The sequence below is a fragment of the Bizionia hallyeonensis genome (assembly GCF_042657385.1).
GTDB lineage: Bacteria > Bacteroidota > Bacteroidia > Flavobacteriales > Flavobacteriaceae > Algorimicrobium > Algorimicrobium hallyeonense.
On sequence record NZ_JBHSLA010000006.1, the window covers coordinates 37,392 to 56,138 of the forward strand.

Below are 18,747 nucleotides of genomic sequence, written 5' to 3' on the forward strand. Positions count from 1 at the left end.
ATGACTCAATTTTTTCGAAAATTTACAACAAATCCTAAAAATGATATTTTAAGCGGGATAACCGTTTCATTAGCAATGATTCCAGAAGTGGTAGCATTTGCTTTTGTGGCGCAAATAGACCCACTTATGGCACTTTCTGGTGCGTTTATTATTGGATTAATTGCTGCAATTTTTGGAGGAAGGCCAGGTTTAATTTCTGGCGCTGCTGGTGCTGTTGCTGTAATTTTTGTCACCATGATTGCTGATGGGCATACAAAAGGGCTTCTTTTTGATCAGCCTGTAGATAATATGGGTTTTTTCTACTTAATGGCTTGCGTTATTTTAATGGGAATTATTCAAATTTTAGCCGGTGTATTTAAGTTGGGACGTTTTGTGCGTTTAATTCCGCACTCCGTAATGCTGGGTTTTGTAAACGGTTTAGCTATTGTTATTTTTTGGGCTCAAGTAAAAATGTTTACACATAAATCATTAGTAGTTTCTACCGATGGCGTTAAGGAATACGTAAGCACCTATATGGAAGGCGCTGAACTCTATTTAATGTTAGGCTTGGTATTTTTAACCATGACCATCATGACCATTTTACCAAAAATAACTAAAAAAATTCCTGCGGCTTTAACGGCTATATTAGTTACCACATTTATTGCAATCGGATTCAATTTAGATGTTTCAACGGTTGGTTCATACATTATTGAAGGTGGTGGAACAGGCTTAAAAGGTGAATTTCCTACACCTAATTTAGAGCTTTGGCAAAATCTTCCAATTAATTGGGACACGCTAAATTTTATTCTTCCCTATGCGTTTTTAGCCGCTTCTGTTGGTTTAATAGAATCACTTATGACCATGAATTTGGTGGATGAATTAACGGACACCAGAGGTAATGGCGACCAAGAATGTATTGCTCAAGGAGCTGGAAATATTATGTCAGGTCTTTTTGGTGGAACTGGAGGTTGTGGTATGATTGGACAAACGGTAATTAATATTAACGCTGGTGGTCGTGGTCGTCTTTCAGGTATCGTAATGGCTCTAACGCTGTTAACTTTTATACTTTTTACAGATAAATTAATTGAGCAAGTACCAATTGCAGCACTAGTTGGTGTTATGTTTATGATGGTTATTGAAACATTTGCATGGTCTAGTTTTCGCATTATTAAAAAAATTCCAAAATCCGATGCTTTTGTACTCATAATCGTTTCAGCCGTTACAGTTATATTCGATTTAGCCATTGCCGTTTTTGTTGGTGTTATTATTTCGGCATTAGCTTTTGCTTGGGAGAATGCCAAACGTATTCGCGCCAGAAAACGCATGCGTGAGGATGGCACCAAAGTTTACGAAATTTGGGGTCCATTATTTTTCGGAAGTATAACAGCTTTTAATCAAAAATTTGATCCTAAAAATGACCCACAAAATGTTGAAATTGACTTTGTTGAATCGCGAATTAGTGATCATTCTGCTTTAGAAGCTATTTTTAATTTAGTTGAAAAATATGAAGCCGAAGGAAAATCGATTAAATTGAAACACTTAAGCGAAGATTGCAAATTACTCATGTATAAGGCTAGTCCGAAATTCAGGGAAGTTATTGTTGAAGCGGTTGATGACCCGAGATACCATTTAGCAGCAAACCCTGAAGAGTTTCCAAAACCACTTTCAGAATACAAGTTTAAATAACTATTTTACCCGAACACTAATGGGTACTAATTTGGTATAATCGCCTTGATTACGAATCACATCGCGCACAATGGATGATGAAATATAGGACGTATTCGCAGCCGTTAACAAAAATACGGTTTCTATAGGTGCTAAATCGCGATTGGTATGCGCTATGGCTTTTTCAAATTCGAAATCTCCGGGATTACGCAAACCACGAAGTATAAATTGGACGTTATTTTTCAGGCAAAAATCGACTGTTAAACCTTCATAAGAAACCACCTTTACTTTTGGTTCGCCAGCAAATGATTCTTCAATAAACCGCATGCGTTCTTCTAATGAAAACATGTATTTTTTATCCGCATTCACACCAATGGCAACAATAACCTCATCAAACAGTTTGATAGCGCGTTTAATAATATCGTAATGACCTAAAGTTAATGGATCAAAAGATCCTGGGAATACAGCTTTTTTCATAATTTACTCCTAAACATTAAAGATACTTAATAATTATTTTAAGCCAAATGAAACACTATTTCAACGCTTCTTCAATGGCATTCTGAAATAATTGTTCTAACGAAATTCCAGCAGCTGCCGCTTGTTGTGGCAATATACTAGCTTTTGTTAATCCTGGAACAGTGTTGACTTCCAATAAATGTGGTTCGCCATCTTTAAAAATATATTCACTTCGGGAAAAGCCCGTCATTTTTAATATTTCATAAACCCTTTTTGCTAAAGCACGCACTTTCTCGGCATCGGATTCTGAAATGCGCGCTGGTGTAATTTCTTGAGATTGCCCTAAATACTTAGCTTGATAATCGAAAAAATCATTTTCGCTAACAATTTCAGTAATTGGCAATACTATAATTTCGCCTTGGTAGGAAATAACACCAACAGACACTTCAACCCCATCTAAATAGGATTCAATAATAATTTCATCATCTTCTTTGTAAGCAACTTCTAACGCTTTTTTGAATTCCTCTTTTTTATAAACTTTTGAAATTCCAAAACTACTCCCAGCACGATTCGCTTTAACAAAGCAAGGCAAACCTACTTTTTTAATAATGGCATCTTCATCAATAACATCACCTAGATTAATATAATAACTTTCGGCCGTTTTAATTCCATAAGGCCTTAAAACGCTTAAGCAATCGCGTTTATTAAAGGTTAAAGCCGCCTGATACATACCACTGCTGGTATGCGGAATGTTCAACAACTCTAAATAAGCTTGCATAATACCATCTTCGCCAGGCGATCCGTGAATGGCATTAAAAACACAATCGAAAGTAATTTTTTCGTCATCAACGATAACCGAGAAATCATTTTTATCAATTGGAAACTCCTTTTCCGTATCCGAAACAAAAACCCATTTATTTTCAAAAATATGAATGCGAAAAACATGATAGTTATCTAAAGTATTTAAAGCGTTATAAACCACGTTTCCGCTTTTTAGGGAAATTTCGTACTCACTAGAGTAACCACCCATAATAATGGCAATATTCTTTTTCATTGGCTATATTTCGGCAATTAAAGGCGTCATATTTAAAGTTTACGAATCAATTTAAGTCTAAAACTAACAATAAAACGTATCTATTATTAGTTAAGCTAAAATATCACTAATAAATCAAAACTAAAAACAGTTCTGTTTTTATATATTTGCCCAACAAATCCGTTTCCATGAGTCTTTTAAAATTTCTGACGAGTAAAACATTCCTAATTCAAATTATTCTAGCCATTGTTGGTTTAGTAGTTATTTGTTTCATTTTATTAAAATGGCTAAATGTAACCACCAATCACGGTGAGTTTGAAACCGTTCCCGATTTAAAAGGAAAATCTATTGGTGTGGCCAATTTGGAGTTAAACGAAAACAATTTAAAATTAGAAATTTTAGATTCTTCAAATTTTAATCCTGATTATCCAAAATTTTCAGTGATTGAGCAAGACCCTATTGCTGGCGAGAAGGTTAAAGATGGCCGAAAAATTTATGTAACCTTAAATCCATCAGGATTCCGAAAGGTAAAGATTCCCAATTTAAAAGAAAAAACATTTAGACAAGCCAAACCAACATTGGAAGCGCTTGGCTTTGCTATTGGCACGATAACCTTTACCGATTATTTAGGTGAAAATGAAGTGGTAAAATTAATGTACAACGGTAAAGAAATAAAAGAAGGCGATGAATTGCCTAAAACATCTAAAATCGATTTGGTTTTAGGTAACGGAAACAGACCAGGTTCAAACTAATTATGGCAGACTATACTCCAGAAAATCAAAGCGAAGAAGACGATTTATACGAACACTACGCTTTTACTGCCGAAAAAGGGCAAACACCGCTTCGGATTGATAAATATTTAATGAATTTTATTGAAAACGCCACGCGTAATAAAATTCAGGCTGCTGCAAAAAGCGGCAATATTTATGTAAATGACGAGCAAGTAAAATCTAACTACAAAGTAAAACCATTAGATAAAATTCGGGTGCTTTTTGAGCATCCACCTTATGAGTATTTGCTGACACCCGAAAACATTCCCTTAAACATTGTTTATGAGGACGACGATTTATTGGTTGTCAATAAAGAACCTGGTATGGTAGTACATCCAGGGCATGGAAATTATTCTGGAACCTTGATAAATGCCTTAATTTATCATTTTGAAAACTTACCAAACAACTCCAGTAACCGTCCAGGATTGGTTCATAGAATCGATAAAGATACCAGCGGTTTGCTAGTAATTGCCAAGAATGAAGAGTCTATGGCCCATTTATCCAAGCAGTTTTTTGATAAAACGAGCGAGCGCGAATATATAGCTATTGCTTGGGGAAATATAGAAGAGGAAGAGGGCACCATAGAAGGCAATATTGGTAGACATCCAAAAAACAGATTACAAAATACCGTGTATTTTGGCGATGAGAGCGACAAAGGAAAACCAGCAGTAACGCATTATAAAGTTTTGGAACGCTTGGGCTACGTAACCCTGGTTTCTTGCAAATTAGAAACAGGCCGTACACACCAAATTCGCGTGCATATGAAACATATTGGTCACACCTTATTTAATGACGAACGCTATGGTGGCGAACGCATTTTAAAAGGAACCACCTTTACAAAATACCGCCAGTTTGTAGATAATTGTTTTAAAATTTTACCAAGACAGGCCTTACACGCTAAATCGTTAGGTTTTGTACACCCTAAAACAGGCGAAATGATGCGATTTGATTCTGAAATTCCACAAGATATGCAAGACTGTATTGAAAAGTGGCGTAATTATTCCAAGCATCAAGATTCAGAATAAATTTCTTCTATAGGTTTATAAGAAAGAACAAAATTAGAAATTGATTTTATGCCATGTGAGTTGTAACTTTGGTAAACATAAAAAAGTTACGAACCTCTAAAATCAATTCCTAATTATAGGACTTTTACATACTTATGAAACTTGTAATATCTCCAGCCAAATCTTTAGACTACCATAGCAAATTACCAACATCTAAATCTACGGAATCCGTATTCTTGAAAGAATCGGAACGTTTAAATGGACTATTGAAAAAGAAATCTCCTAAAAGCTTGTCGAAGCTTATGAGTATTTCCGATAATTTAAGCCAGTTGAATTACGACCGGAACCAAGAATGGGAACTACCATTTAAGGAAGGCTCTGCCAGACAAGCTATTTACGCCTTTAATGGCGATGTTTATCGTGGTTTGGATGCGTATACGATTCCAATAGAAAAAATTGATTCCCTTCAAAATACAGTTCGGATTTTGTCAGGATTGTATGGCGTTTTAAAGCCTTTGGATTTAATTATGCCTTACCGATTGGAAATGGGCACCAAATTAGCAGTTGGCAAAAACAAAAACTTATATGAGTTTTGGAAGAAGAAAGTCACTAAATCCTTGAATGACGAATTAGAGGATGATGAGCTGTTTTTGAATTTAGCTAGTAATGAGTATTTTAAAGCCATTGATACTAAAGCTTTAAAAGTTCCTGTTATAGATGTGGACTTTAAAGAATTTAAGGACGACAAATATAAAACCATTGGTATTTTTGCTAAAGCAGCAAGAGGGCTAATGGCACGGTTTATTATTGATGAAAACGCTGAAACTTTAGATGATGTTAAAGCTTTCAATTTAGAGGGTTATGGTTTGAGCGATGAACTATCCAGCTCTAACAAATTAGTTTTCACCAGATAATTGCATTGGCAAGAAGGGTTTAAGCCTTTGCTTTTTTATCAACACTTATTTTTTCTTCAGGACGTACTTGCTTCTTAATTCGTGGACGTCTTACACCATACGAACCGCGATTAATTTTACCGCGTTTTGTTTTTTTATCACCTTTTCCCATGTCATTTTTGTATTTAAAACTTAAGCTATAAATTACAATAAATTTATCATCTTTAAAAACAAAAATGACATTCTTTCATAAGCATCCATACCAACCTTTTATTCAAAAGGATACCACCAAATTAATTGTGGGCACCTTACCACCACCACGTTTTTCTACTGGTGATTTGCTTGAAAAGGACGTCGATTTCTGCTATGGGAGTTATTATAATAGTCTTTGGTTGTTTATTGATGAAATTCATAATTTAAATTTTCGTTATGACAATTCTGAAGAAGCCATTATAGAACGCCAACAGTTTTTAATTCAGCATAAAATTGGCGTTTGTGATATTGTAGCAAGTGCGGAACGTGAAAAAATAGACGCATCGGATTTAGGCATGACAAACATCATATTGCGGGATATCTTGGGTTATTTAAAGAAATACCCAAATATTGACACCTTGTTATTTACAGGAGGAAACAGTAAAAACGGTCCAGAATACTTCTTCCGAAAGCATTTAAAAACTTATAATTTGAAATTGGAAGTGCTTTCTAATGAGGTTCCAAGAATTCATCAATTCAATATGAACACAGAATCCACAGAACGCATTATCAAAACAGTTTCCTTGACTTCTGGGTCTGGTGCAGCCAATATTTCTATAAGTAGGTTGCCACTTTACAAGCATTTAAAGGCACGCAATCCTGACTTTAATACCTTCGATTTTCGGGTAATGCAGTATCGCGAATTTATCTAGAAAAAAACGCCATTATTGCGGATTAGACAGGAATTATCAGAATTTTATCGATTTTATATATAATCTGAAGTTGAAAAATACTATTTTAACAACCGTTAAAAAATTAATCAATAATGAAAAATAATTTACTTCTCCTTATCGCCTTCCTACTTATTGCTTCATGTTCCGATGATGATGACCCGGTAACGGTTCAACAATGTGCCAAACCAACAGGTGTTATTGCTAATACCATAACATTTGAAAGTGCTGAAATAATTTGGACCGACGCCAATAGCGCAACTTCTTTTACCGTTGAATATGGTTTATCTGGCTTTATGCTAGGTTCAGGCACCACTATTAATCGGGCTGAAACTTCTGTTATGCTAACGAATCTTGCCGCCAATACGAGTTATGATGTTTATATTAAAACAATTTGCAGCATTGACAATTCCAGTATGTATTCGGATGTTTTCAACTTTACCACCTCTGCTCCTTTAGTGATTCCAGAACTCCTTCCAAATCTTTCGGATTTGAATTTATTTGCAGGAAACCTAAACGATTTAACACCAAGCTCTCGTGCTTTCGAATACAACTTAAATACGCCATTATTTACAGACTACGCGCACAAACAGCGTTTAATAGCCTTGCCTCCAGGAACAACTATGGATTTTGTGGATAACGGATTTCCAGATTTTCCAGATAATACGGTTATATCAAAAACTTTTTATTACAATAATGATGAGCGTGACGAATCATTAGGAAAAACAATTATTGAAACGCGAATTTTAATTAAAATTAATGGTGTTTGGGAATTAGGAAATTATAAGTGGAATGCCATCCAAACGGATGCCGTTTTAGATGATATGGCACATACCGTTCCTGTATCCTTTATTGACGATAGCGGAACCACTAACACTATAAATTATGGTGTTCCGTCCATGCAAGACTGTATTAACTGCCATAATAGTAGTAATATAATTACGCCTATTGGACCAAAAATGAGAACTATGAATTTTAATAATCAGCTTCAAGACTTTATTAATGCTGGACATTTATCAAACCTTTCAGACCCTTCAAGCGTTACGACATTGCCAAATTGGGAAGACACTAGCTATACAATTGAAGAGCGTTCTCGCGCCTATTTTGATGTTAATTGTGCACATTGTCATTCCGATGGTGGCTATTGCGAATTCCAGTCTGAATTACGTTTAACATACGAAACTCCTTTTGCTGAATCCATGATTCTTGAACGCAAAGGCAGTATTGATAATCGTATGCGTAATTATAATCCTGGTATTAGTATGCCATTAATTGGCACTAGTATTGTTCATAGTGAAGGTTATGATTTAATTCGCCAATATTTAAACTCCTTATAGTAGGTTATAAAGTAGAGAAACAAAAACCCAATGATATCGCTATCATTGGGTTTTTAACTAACCAACTAAAACTAATATGAAAAACTAAATTTATTTATTAGGATTAAACCCTTTAGGTAAATATCCTGGATATTGAAATTAAACTGAACATCTTCTTCTATTTCTATTAAAGAAATTTTTTCCCAATTAATATCGTCTTTGCCTTTTAATGGGTTAAAGTCTTTTGGCAAGTAGGCATGCGTATCAAAACCTAAATTTATATCTTCTGGTAAATCTATCAGAACAATTTCCTTCCAATTAATATCATTCTTGCCCTCTAAAGGATTAAAATTATTAGGCAAATATTGCTTGACATCAAAACCTAAATCAATAGGCTCATCCATTTCAATTACATGTACATCCTGAATGCTAATTACAGAATTATTTGAAACATGATTATGTTTGTGCTTGTGTGGATTGGTTGTAAAATTATCAGGTACTAAATTGCTAGCCACGGTTGTACTTGCTGCAAGTAATAATCCGCTTATGACTAATAAATGTCTCATTTTCTGTTTATGTATTAACATTTATCTATTAGACTTAAAAGACCTTAAAAGGTTTCATTTATTTAGAAATATTTAACACTAAACATCTGAATTTAAGAATACTTAGCAGTTCAGAACAAAAAAACTTCCAAAGGCAATTTCAATTTAGATAATAGCTCTTATCTCTGCTTATTTATATAGTTTGAAATAGAGAGACACCTTGTTTTCACACTATAATTACCAACCAAAATCTAATACTTAAAATTATAACATTAAACCTTTTTAATATTTCCATGTCTTATATGTACAAACTTTAATACTTATAAATCATGAAAAAAATATTTTTAATTGCTTTAGCATTAGTAACTTTTCAATTATCTGCTCAAGACAAAAAACAAATGCATAAAAAAGGTGAACGAGCTGAAAAGATGCAAGCGTACACTCCAGAAGAAATGGCGGAATTGCAAACTAAAAAATTAACGTTGGATTTAGATTTAACGAAAGAACAACAAAAACAAGTTATGACATTGAACCTGGAAGCCGCAAAAGAACGCAAAGCCATGATGGAAAAGCGTCAAGAATTTCAGAAAGAAAAAGAAGCGAAGTCAGTTTCGAAAGACGACAAGCTTAAAATGAAAAATGACAGGTTGGATAAGCAAATTGCTATGAAAGCTAAAATGAAAGAGATTTTAAATGATGAGCAATACGTTAAATGGGAGAAGCTTCAAAAGAAACGCAAGGAAAAAGGACGCAATTCAAGAAAGCAGAAAAAACATGGAAAATAAAATTTGAGTTGGTTAATTAGTTTACTAAAAGGCAGATATGAATTAAAATATCTGCCTTTTTTTATATTAAAAAAAATATCGCTAAATTACAATCACTAAAAAAACTCTATTATGAAAAAATTACTAGTTATTGTATTGGCTTTAATAGGTATGCAGCTTTCTGCACAAGATTTAAACAGTTTAAGCACTACGGCATCTAGCGAATCCAGCTCTATGATTGATCAAATAGCTGGAGATCAGGTTAGAAAATTTGCCAAAAAATTAAATTTAAATGAATCGCAACAAAAAATGGCTTCAGATTTAGTAGTAAGTCAGTTGAAATCACCGAAGTTTCAAAAATTAATTGGGGATTCTGCTAGTAAACTTTTAGGATCGGGGTCCAGTGATAATTTGGATGATATTTCAAGAGCATTATTAGACGAACCGAAATTTCAAAATGACATGAAAAAGGTTTTAGATGACGATCAGAAAGAAGAATTCAGTAAAATGCTTCCTATATAATTAGGAGCTTTAATTTATGAGTGTTACAAAAAAGCGACCTGAAATTCAGATCGCTTTTTAATTTATAAAGTTTTAGCAACTTTGCCAACTACTTCAATTGTTTTATCCAGATCATCATAACTTAAAGCATCTGTAATAAACCATGTTTCAAATGCACTTGGCGCTATATAAATACCACGATCTAGCAAACCATGAAAAAACTTTTTAAAGGTTTCATTATTTCCATTGGCAGCCGATTGAAAATCTACAACAGGGGTATCTGAAAAATGAACAGATATCATGGAACCAACTCTATTAATGGTATGAACGATATTGTTTTCAGTTAAAACTTTAGACATCCCATTATGCAAATAGGCTGTTTTTTCTTCTAGACGTCTATAAATTTCATCATCCGTATTCAATGCCTGTAGCATTGCCAAACCAGCCGCCATAGCTAACGGATTACCACTTAATGTTCCTGCCTGATAAACAGGCCCTTGCGGTGCTAAATGATTCATTATTTCTTCACGAGCTGCAAACGCACCAACTGGTAAACCGCCTCCTATTACTTTTCCAAAACAAACGATATCCGCTTTAATACCATATAATTGCTGAACGCCTCCTTTTGATAAGCGGAAACCCGTCATAACCTCATCAAAAATTAAAAGAATATTATGTTCTGTACATAAATCTCTTAAGCCTTGTAGAAAATTTTGTTTAGGAGGAATACATCCCATATTCCCTGCCACAGGCTCTAAAATAATACAGGCTATCTCATTAATATTTGCTTGAATTAATTCTTTAACGTTTTCTAAATCGTTAAAATTAGCTAATAAAGTATCTTTAGCTGTACCTTGTGTTACACCTGGACTATTTGGTGATCCGAAGGTTACAGCACCACTTCCTGCCTGAATTAAAAAACTATCACTATGACCATGATAACAACCGGCAAACTTTATAATTTTATCTTTTCCTGTAAAACCACGTGCTAAACGAACAGCACTCATACAAGCTTCGGTTCCCGAATTTACAAATCTAATTTTATCAATATTAGGAACCATGGAAACCGCCAATTCAGCAATTTTAGTTTCAATTTCCGTCGGTGTTCCGAAGGATGTTCCAAGCTTTGTTTTTTCAACGACCGCATCAACTACGGGTTGAAAAGCATGACCTAAAATCATGGGTCCCCAAGAATTAATGTAATCGATATATTGATTATCATCTTCATCTATTAAATAAGGTCCATGCGCTTTTTTTATAAAAATAGGTGTTCCTCCAACAGCTCCAAATGCTCTTACGGGAGAGTTTACACCACCTGGGATTACTTTTTCAGCTTGTGCAAAAAGCGCACTACTTCTTTTGTATTGCATAAAATTTATACTTTAATTAGATTTTACCACTATTAAATCTCCAATATTTAAATTATTAGATGATAAATTATTGAGGCGTTTTAAATTTTCAACGGTTGTATTGTAGCGTTTTGAAAGTGAATAAAGGGTGTCACCTTTAACCACTCGATGAGAAGATTCCATAGACGAACTAACTTCAGCAACTCGTGTTTTTTTTCCAGTAACTATTTCATCATATTTGTACAATTCATAACGCTCAATAAGACTAATTAATTTATCAGGGTACTTTCTATCCGTTGCATATCCTGCAGCTTTTAAACCTTTAGCCCAGCCTTCATAGTCGTCAATTTCCAATTCAAATAACTTGTAATAACGTTTACGTTCCTTCAAGAATAGTGAATGATCACGATAGGAATATTTGGCATCATTATACTTTCGGAAACATTCTTGATCGGCATCATCATCATGATAAATTCTAGCACCTGTCCATTCATGACATTTTATTCCAAAATGATTTTTAGCTTCAACTGCCAAACGACCGCGACCCGAACTGGATTCTAAAATCCCTTGAGCTAAAGTAATACTAGCTGGAATTTGGTATAAGCGCATTTCTTCTTGAGCAATATCACTATACAATGCAATATAATCATCAATAGGACTATTGCTTATTACCACCTTTTTTTTAACAGGATATTCTGATGGCGTTTCCACCGTTGGTTTTTTCACCTCTGGCGTTTTTACAACCCGCTCCGTTTTGGTTTTATTCTTGGATTTAGAAGCTGCTCGTTTTTTAGAACCACAACTAAAAACAATTAATACCATACAAATTACTACTAGTACTCGCTTCATTTTCATTGAATTTTTATCATATTCTTCTTTTCTAAAATACGATTCATACCCTTAATTCCTTGTAGGCCTCCCGTATGAATCATTAGTATTTTAGCATCTTTAGGAAAATATCCTTTTTTTATCAAATCGCATACTCCAAAAGCCATTTTCCCTGTATAAATGGGGTCTAATGGTATATTAAATTGTTGCTTAAAATCATTAATAAAACTAATTAATTCCAAATTTATTTTAGCATAACCTCCAAAATGATAATCCGAAATTAAATCCCAATTTTCCCGCTTTGCAAATTTACTAATATCTTTCCGTAAAAAATCACCTTTAAGGGCAGGAAAACCAAGAATTTTTTGATGTGCTTTTGCTGAATTTATTAATCCAGAAATAGTACCACCCGTTCCCACTGCAGACGTAATGAAATCGAATTCCGTATCCTGTTCCGTTAATATTTCTTCACAACCTTTTATAGCTAATTCATTTGTACCACCTTCAGGTATTAAATAAAATTCGCCAAATTTATTCCTTAAATTCTCAATAAATGTTTCTGTTTCTTTTTCCCGATATGTGTCCCGTGAAACAAAATAAAATTGCATGCCTTGCGATTTTGCAAACTTTAAGGTTGGATTCTTCTGGATTTCTTTCGATAATTCTTCCCCTCGAATTACGCCTATAGTTTGAAACTTAAATCGATTTCCGGCCGCAGCAACTGCTGCAATATGGTTTGAATAAGCACCTCCAAAGGTTAAAAGTGTTTGAACATCTTGCTTTTTAGCTTCTAGAATATTGTATTTTAATTTACGATACTTGTTCCCTGATATAAATGGATCCACCAAATAGTCCGGTTTTACAAAAAGCTGATTATCAATACGAATATTTAAATTTTCAGAAATCTCGAACATTATATAAATTTTAATAAATATTTATGCTTTATAGTTTTTTAGTTTACTTTTTTTAGTATATTTCAAAATATTATAATGAATTATCAGCTTTTTAACATTTAAACGATAATTTCATGACTAATAACCCCAAAACCTACCGCACAACACCTATTTGATTTGGTGAAAATACAATTTGTATTTAATAAACCTCAAATAGTAGCTCATGATTAAAAAATTACTCCTGCTAACAGGTATCTTATATTTATCAGTTTTTACAGATATTTTTGCTCAAGCTCCAGGTAACACATGTGTTGCCGCTGTTAATCTTACTTTACCAACCGCAGGTAACAGCATTACAACAGGCCCACGGAACTTGAGCAGTTTTACAGATACCATAGATAATTTTAATTGTGAAAGCGGATTATATGGAGGAGGCCCTGATGGATTCTATAGTATAGTTGTTCCCGCAGGTGGTGGAGATTACACATTTGCATACACCACAGGAAATACGTATAAGTCATTTTCTATTCATACCGCATGCGCACCAACCACAGGAAATTGTGTTGGCGGCTTCGTTACAGGAACAAATACAACTGGCAGTGCTACATACACTTTAGCCGCAGGCACTTATTATTTGGTGGTTGATAATTGGCCTTCCCCTGCATATGCAGAATACACATTGGTGATTACGAGAAATGCACCGCCAACAAGCTATTGCACACCTTCATCAACTGCCAACGGTTACTATATAAATAACTTTTCTACTACTGGCGGTTTAACTAATATAACTCATAATGGCTCCGGTTTTTCAGCTGGTGGTTATGGTGATTTTACTGCTAGATCAGCTAGCCAAATTGCAGGTTCAAATATTAATTTTAGTGCTACCCATGTTGGAGGTACGTTTGAGACCAATATTTGGGTAGATTGGAATAGTGATTTTTCTTTCAACAATTCTAATGAAAACGTTTTTAACTCTCCGGGTTATCTAGCTACACAAACAGGCACTTTTACAGTGCCTGCTGCTACACCAGCCGGAACGTATCGAATGCGAGTACGATCAGATTGGTCCACATCAGATGTAAGCCCATGTGGGTTTGATGATAGAAGTGAGACTCATGATTATTTATTAATAATTGGTGTCCCTGTGGCTCCAGCTATAACTAGTTTAAGCAATAATGTAGGATGCACTGGAAGCTCTTTAACAATTACAGGCACAAATTTATCTGCTACATCTTCCGTAACTATTGGAGGAACTAATGCCACTGTTACGGCAAATACAGCAAACTCCATTACCGTTACTGTTGGAACCGGAACTACAGGAACCGTATCTGTTACCACACCTGGAGGCACTATAACAAGCGCTGCCACTTTTACAGTAAACCCTCTACCAGCAAACCCTGCAAACCCTACAAGCAACTCCCCACAATGCAACCCAACTGGCGTTACCATTACAAGAAGTGGAACTCCTACCGGAGGAATTACTTGGTTTTGGCAAACCACTGCCAACGGAACAAATACTACAAATAATTCAAATACACCATTAGTTGTTAATACTTCTGGCAGATACTATATTAGAGCACAAAACAACGCTACAGGTTGCTGGAGTTCTGGATCTGGAAGTGTGTTAGTTACTGTTAATAATGCAATAAATAGTCTGTCTGGAGCCACTAACCCAACAAATAATACAACTAACGTTTGTTATGCTGGTTTAGGAGCAATTAACAGTATAAATTGGTCTGCTGCCGCAGGTGCAACGGGTTATGACGTATATTTTGGCACGAATGCGACTCCACCTTTGGTTAGTTCAAATCAAATTCCAAGAACTTATAATACAGGAACTCTATTAGCGAATACGCAATATTATTGGCGTGTAGTTCCAATTGGACCTTGTGGTCCGACTACAAATACGCCAATAACTTGGAATTTCAGAACGAGCACTGTACCCTGTGTGTGCACACCTTCGCCCTCAAGCGTTGATGGACAAGGGATAACAAATGTGACGTTTAGCACAGTAAACAACACTACTGGAATTGAAGCAAATAATTATGGAAATTACACTTCGCAAGTTGGTACAGCTCTAGAAGGAAGCACTTTACCCATTAGTGTGACTTTTGGCACTACGCTAGATTATGATACCACTATCTGGGTAGATTGGAATGATGATTTAGACTTTACAGGTCCAGGTGAAGAAATGTTTGTTGGAGAATCTCTAGGCGGAAATCCTAATACAATAAATGCGTCGTTTTTAATTCCCGGAGGTACTACTGGAACGCACCTTATGCGTATTGGCGGGCGAGATTTTGGGCCAGTTACAGATCCTTGTTATTCTGGAAGCTATGGTAGTTTTGAAGATTACTCCCTAACAATTACTCCTTTAAACTGTACAGCAAACCCACAAGCTTTAACCGCAATTGTTACAACTACAACCACTACATCTTTAAGTTGGACAGCTCCAGTCCCTGCTCCTGCAAATGGATATGAATATATCGTATCAACAGATAATACGACAACAACACCTGCAGGAGACATTACTGGCACCACTTCAGGAACAACTATAAACTTAACTGGTTTAGCGATAGGAACTACTTATTATGTTTTTGTAAGAGGTATTTGTAACGCTGTAGATTTTGGTGCATGGTTCACCACAACTTTCAATACTGGCTGCACTGATATTGTAACAACACCAACCCTCTGTCCCACTGTAATAATTGATGAGCAAGGTAACAACCCTTTTAATGCAGATCCATTTATATCAGACCCAACTGTAAATTTAGATTGTAGCTTTCCTACTGTTACTTTACAAGCAAATTCGAACTTAAAAGAAACCACTAGCTACCTTGTAGAACAAATAACATACCCAAATCCAGCTCCTAATTACGATTTTCCAACCCTTGGAAATAGCAACAATCAATCTATTACGACTGATGATTACTGGGCTGATTCTAAAACTAATCTTGGATTTGATTTTTGTTTTTATGAAAACTCATACACTCAAACTTTAGTAAGTCCAAATGGAGCAATTACCTTCGATAGCAACATTGATGCAGGAGATTATGCTGGCTATAGTTTTAACAACAACCTACCTAGTACAGTAGGAGCTTTATTTGAACAAACTATTTATGGAGTCTATCATGATATCATCCCTACCTCTTTACCTGTAGGTGCTATTAAAAGCCGAACTATTGGCACTGCTCCTTGCAGACAATTTCAAGTATCTTGGAACGACATTCCTATGTTTGGTGATGCTAGCAGACTACATACCGCTATGATTGTATTACATGAAACCACAAACATTATCGAAGTATTTATAGAAGAGAAACGAATAGAAAACGGAAACAACTCTCCATGGAATGGCGGTAATGCCATTGTAGGAATTCAAGGAGATATTACACCTTTAGCTCCTAACAACCAATACGCGGTGGCTCCATGTAGAAATGGATTGGATACCAATTGGGAGGCAACTAACGAAGCTTGGCGTTTTACTCCAGACGGAGCCGCTATAGTACCATCAAACATTACTTGGTATCAAGGTTCGGTAGCACCCGGAAATGAAGTGACTGACAATGGAGATGGTACGGTAACTGTTAATACTCCTGACTCTTATTTTGCAGTTTCAAATTACATCACTTGTTCGGGTGCACTTGAATTAACAGACGAAATTATTGTAAACCAATCGAGTAAAACATGGATGGGATATATTGATAACAATTGGTATATAGACGGTAATTGGGAACCAAATGGTGTTCCAACAGCCACAGATTGTGTACTTATACCTGATACAACTGTTTCAAATATTGATTTCCCAATTGCTGATGAAAGCTATTTTACACCTCCTACTCCGCCTTCTCCAGCTTTTGCTTTAAATTTAACTGTTGCACCCACTGCCCGTTTGGAAGTCGCTTCTAATACAAAATTGGTTGTAACAGATTGGGTTCATCTGGATGGAACTATTGATATTAGAGACTCTGGTAGCTTAATACAAGTTACCGATGGAGCAGCCAATGTTAATAACAACTCTGGAAATGGCAATATAAATATGAGACGAACAGCAACTATTGCAAGCTCTTATGATTATATTTATTGGTCCTCACCCGTAGAAGGATTTGATGTAACCAATGTATCTCCCGGATCTTCATTAAGATATCAATGGATTCCAACCATTCCTGGGAATGGTGCTGGAAATTTCGGAAATTGGCAAGCAACAACGGAAACCATGCTAAACGGTAAAGGATATATTATTAGAAATGTGGCTGGAACGCCAACAGCTGGAACCCCTGAATTTTTAGGCAAACCTAACAATGGTGTCATTACAAAAGCTATAACAAGAGGCATTTATGATGGAATAGATTATACAGGTGGAGGAAACACAATAGCTACGAGGTTAGACGACAACTGGAATTTAGTTGGTAATCCGTATCCTTCTGCAATCTCTGCAAATGCTTTTCTAAATGCAAATGCAAATATACCGAGTCCAACAATTACCGGAACCGTATATTTATGGCGACATTTAGTTACGCCAAGCAATGCTGAAGATGATCCTTTTTATGATGGTTTTGTTTACAATTACAACCAAAATGATTACATAGCACATAATGGCACAGGCTCTAATCCTCCTGGTTTCGGAGGTGATATCGCCGCAGGACAAGCATTTTTTGTACTTATGGAACATGCAGCTCCAGTGAGTTCTAGCGTTATATTTAATAATACCATGCGAAGTGAAACGTTGAATAATAGCCAATTTTACAGAACAAATAATACTTCCGAAAACTTCATAGAAATTGAAAAACACCGAATTTGGCTGGATTTAATTGCGCCAAACAATACGGCAAATTCTATTTTAGTGGGTTATATCCAGAATGCGACGAATGATTTCGACAGGCTATTTGACGGATTTGAATTAAGCGAAACAAGTAATCGTTTTTACTCAATGGTAAACACAGAAGAAATGGCTATTCAAGGAAGAACCCTTCCTTTTGATGATGCAGACCTAGTGCCTTTAGGTGTGGAGATAGCTTCAAGTGGAAATTATAGTATTGCTTTAAATACAATTGATGGCTTATTTCAAGACACAAACCAATTTATATTTATAGAAGACACTTACACCAATATAATCCATAATGTCCGTATTTCACCATATAGTTTTAATACAGAAGCCGGAGTATTTAACGATCGCTTTATTTTACGTTACACAGACAATTCGTTGTCCGTTGAAGAATTTAATGCTAATTCGGGAATAACCATTACGGCCCCGAACAGCAACTACATTAAGATGTCTTCAAAACACAACACAATTAAATCCGTATACATCTACGATATGCTAGGACGTGAGTTAGTCAAAAAGTTAAATATTAATGCCACTGAAATTATTCTAGATAACAATAGTTTTTCTGAAGGCACTTACATTGTTAAAGCTACCACAACTAATAACATGACACGAATTGAGAAGGTAATTTTGAAACGGTGATTTTTAAAAATAAGTAGTAAAATTCCAAAACGGCCTTGATTTTAAATAATTAAGGTCGTTTTCATTTTCATAAGCCTCGCGCTCAAATGAAATATTTCTATAAGCAAGATGCCAAGATCTATATTGAAAGAAACGAAGTATAAACTCCAAAACATACAAAATAAAAAAAGGAAGAACTAACAATTCAATTTGTTGTCTGATATGGATCCGTTCATGATTTATCAAAACCACATCTTCTTTCAAAAGTCTATTCTTCAAAAAAATAAAAGGCCAAATAGTAAGTCCTAAATAACGTTTAGGGATAATATATTTTGAAACGACAATCATAATAAACAAGATTCAAAAATCAGTCCAATTTACATTA

Annotated in this window: 16 protein-coding genes; 9 read left to right on the plus strand and 7 right to left on the minus strand. The window is 35.1% G+C overall.

Annotation, left to right across the window (positions count from 1 at the left end; genetic code table 11):
• Positions 1-1,665 carry a SulP family inorganic anion transporter gene (locus ACFPH8_RS13265; protein ID WP_248400638.1) on the plus strand — a complete coding sequence of 555 codons (1,665 nt, stop codon included), beginning with the start codon at positions 1-3 and terminating at the stop codon, positions 1,663-1,665.
• Here the strand turns inward: ACFPH8_RS13265 and coaD are convergent, their stop codons facing one another.
• Positions 1,666-2,121 (minus strand): pantetheine-phosphate adenylyltransferase, encoded by a 456-nt coding sequence (gene coaD / locus ACFPH8_RS13270; protein WP_248395357.1) that lies wholly within the window; start codon positions 2,119-2,121, stop codon positions 1,666-1,668. It abuts the gene before it with no gap.
• Between the two features lie 55 nt (positions 2,122-2,176).
• Positions 2,177-3,154 (minus strand): D-alanine--D-alanine ligase, encoded by a 978-nt coding sequence (locus ACFPH8_RS13275; RefSeq protein ID WP_376861653.1) that lies wholly within the window; start codon positions 3,152-3,154, stop codon positions 2,177-2,179.
• 167 nt (positions 3,155-3,321) lie between these two features.
• Here ACFPH8_RS13275 and ACFPH8_RS13280 point away from each other — a divergent pair, with 167 nt between their 5' ends.
• From ACFPH8_RS13280 to yaaA, 3 genes are all read left to right on the plus strand, one after another.
• The gene (locus ACFPH8_RS13280; RefSeq protein ID WP_248395359.1) at positions 3,322-3,885 is read left to right on the plus strand and encodes a PASTA domain-containing protein; all 564 of its coding nucleotides are present in this window, start codon (positions 3,322-3,324) and stop codon (positions 3,883-3,885) included.
• 2 nt (positions 3,886-3,887) lie between these two features.
• Positions 3,888-4,928 carry an RluA family pseudouridine synthase gene (locus ACFPH8_RS13285; protein ID WP_248395360.1) on the plus strand — a complete coding sequence of 347 codons (1,041 nt, stop codon included), beginning with the start codon at positions 3,888-3,890 and terminating at the stop codon, positions 4,926-4,928.
• A gap of 134 nt (positions 4,929-5,062) precedes the next feature.
• Positions 5,063-5,821, plus strand: a complete 759-nt coding sequence (yaaA, locus tag ACFPH8_RS13290; RefSeq protein WP_376861656.1) for a peroxide stress protein YaaA — start codon at positions 5,063-5,065, stop codon at positions 5,819-5,821.
• 19 nt (positions 5,822-5,840) lie between these two features.
• On the opposite strand, the gene ACFPH8_RS13295 is transcribed toward yaaA, so the two are convergent.
• Positions 5,841-5,972, minus strand: coding sequence for a 30S ribosomal protein THX (locus ACFPH8_RS13295; protein WP_066254547.1), 132 nt, complete (start codon positions 5,970-5,972; stop codon positions 5,841-5,843).
• A 64-nt stretch (positions 5,973-6,036) separates the two neighbouring features.
• Between ACFPH8_RS13295 and ACFPH8_RS13300 the strand changes: the two genes are divergently transcribed.
• Positions 6,037-6,705, plus strand: a complete 669-nt coding sequence (locus tag ACFPH8_RS13300) for a uracil-DNA glycosylase family protein (RefSeq protein WP_376861658.1) — start codon at positions 6,037-6,039, stop codon at positions 6,703-6,705.
• Between the two features lie 113 nt (positions 6,706-6,818).
• A complete protein-coding gene (locus tag ACFPH8_RS13305) occupies positions 6,819-8,060 on the plus strand; it encodes a fibronectin type III domain-containing protein (protein WP_376861660.1) in 1,242 nt (413 codons plus the stop codon).
• Positions 8,061-8,131: 71 nt separating this feature from the next.
• Here the strand turns inward: ACFPH8_RS13305 and ACFPH8_RS13310 are convergent, their stop codons facing one another.
• Complete coding sequence (locus ACFPH8_RS13310) at positions 8,132-8,605, minus strand: hypothetical protein (protein ID WP_376861662.1); 474 nt, start codon at positions 8,603-8,605, stop codon at positions 8,132-8,134.
• Positions 8,606-8,913: 308 nt separating this feature from the next.
• On the opposite strand from ACFPH8_RS13310, the gene ACFPH8_RS13315 reads away from it, so the two are divergent.
• Together ACFPH8_RS13315 and ACFPH8_RS13320 are read left to right on the plus strand one after the other, a co-directional pair.
• Entirely contained in the window at positions 8,914-9,369 is a 456-nt protein-coding gene (locus tag ACFPH8_RS13315) for a hypothetical protein (RefSeq protein ID WP_376861664.1), read from the plus strand.
• A 111-nt stretch (positions 9,370-9,480) separates the two neighbouring features.
• The gene (locus tag ACFPH8_RS13320; protein ID WP_248395367.1) at positions 9,481-9,870 is read left to right on the plus strand and encodes a hypothetical protein; all 390 of its coding nucleotides are present in this window, start codon (positions 9,481-9,483) and stop codon (positions 9,868-9,870) included.
• Positions 9,871-9,932: 62 nt separating this feature from the next.
• Here ACFPH8_RS13320 and hemL read toward each other — a convergent pair whose 3' ends face one another.
• Genes hemL through ACFPH8_RS13335 form a run of 3 tightly spaced genes read right to left on the minus strand, consistent with a single transcriptional unit; the run spans position 9,933 to position 12,940 of the window.
• The gene (hemL, locus tag ACFPH8_RS13325) at positions 9,933-11,219 is read right to left on the minus strand and encodes a glutamate-1-semialdehyde 2,1-aminomutase (RefSeq protein WP_376861667.1); all 1,287 of its coding nucleotides are present in this window, start codon (positions 11,217-11,219) and stop codon (positions 9,933-9,935) included.
• Positions 11,220-11,231: 12 nt separating this feature from the next.
• Positions 11,232-12,047, minus strand: a complete 816-nt coding sequence (locus tag ACFPH8_RS13330) for a glucosaminidase domain-containing protein (protein ID WP_376861669.1) — start codon at positions 12,045-12,047, stop codon at positions 11,232-11,234.
• Between the two features lie 2 nt (positions 12,048-12,049).
• A complete protein-coding gene (locus ACFPH8_RS13335) occupies positions 12,050-12,940 on the minus strand; it encodes a 1-aminocyclopropane-1-carboxylate deaminase/D-cysteine desulfhydrase (RefSeq protein ID WP_376861671.1) in 891 nt (296 codons plus the stop codon).
• Positions 12,941-13,142: 202 nt separating this feature from the next.
• On the opposite strand from ACFPH8_RS13335, the gene ACFPH8_RS13340 reads away from it, so the two are divergent.
• The gene (locus tag ACFPH8_RS13340) at positions 13,143-18,383 is read left to right on the plus strand and encodes a GEVED domain-containing protein (RefSeq protein ID WP_376861673.1); all 5,241 of its coding nucleotides are present in this window, start codon (positions 13,143-13,145) and stop codon (positions 18,381-18,383) included.
• Positions 18,384-18,747 lie beyond the last annotated feature (364 nt).